Annotated in this window: 1 pseudogene; it reads right to left on the minus strand. The window is 40.6% G+C overall.

What is annotated here, in order from left to right:
- Positions 1-970: pseudogene (locus DUT69_RS19075) on the minus strand (hypothetical protein); the annotation flags it as partial.
- Positions 971-1,018 lie beyond the last annotated feature (48 nt).

The raw sequence follows: 1,018 nt of genomic DNA on the forward strand, positions 1-1,018 counted from the left end.
TAGTTACAAAGGTGTACGCCCTGTCGTTGTTGGCAAAAGTTGCGGTTACGTTATCTTCTTTTAATGCCGAAAACCTACCGCCAAAAGCCCAATTAGATGGAAGCAGATAACCTGCTTGTACGTTAAAACCTCTGCCCAAATTAAGGCGAGATAATACGGTGTTTTTGATTTGTTCTGGCGTTTGTGAATTGTATCCAGCTGTGTTAAATGTTCCGTTTAATCTAAACTCACCAGCAATATTGTCTGGAACTGTTGCTTTCGTAATTACAAAACCTCCAATTGAATAAAAGCCATTGTATTTGAACATATAATCGGCACCAAATTTACTATAGGTTGGTAATAAGAGATTTTGTTGTGCATCGCCGTATAACCAGCGCCCACCATTAGTGCCTTTGGCTGATGTAGCTCCGTCGTTAAAGCTGTAAACCACACCTATTACCAATTTTGGTTTTTCTTCTCGATAAAGGTCGTCCATGTAGAACTCTCCACCACGAGAAAACTTATCAAAAGGCAAGTAATCAATCCTAACACCATATTTTAGGCCTCCAAAGTTTTGCTGCAAAGCACTGCGGCTTTCCCCTGTAGTAATTGACAGATAGGGTTTCAGCAAATGTTTGCCGCCCAGACGATAGGTGCCTTTGTACCTAATTCCAAAATCGAAAATGGCGTCAAAAGCATCTGACATGATGCTTCTATCAATAAAACCTAAGCTTTCACCTTCTATTCGCGTTTCACGGCCATCTACGTAATCGGCTCTTAAACCGAAATTAAATACATGCGTACGGTTGGGGCGGTATTCTATGTTAGCCTCCTGTAAGGTGGTATTAAACGTTCTATTCCCGGTAGTTACGCTAGTAAAATTAGTGGCAAAATTAATTCTGGCATTTAAGCTGATCTTGTTGTCGAACAAGTTAGAAAATACATTCAACCTGGCCCGGTTGATAGCAAACATGGCATTTGGGTCTGACAAATTTTTGTTAAGTGAACTAATCGAGTACAATGTTTGCAGGGATGGGCT

The organism is Pedobacter namyangjuensis, from assembly GCF_003313325.1.
Taxonomy (GTDB): Bacteria; Bacteroidota; Bacteroidia; order Sphingobacteriales; family Sphingobacteriaceae; genus Pedobacter; species Pedobacter namyangjuensis.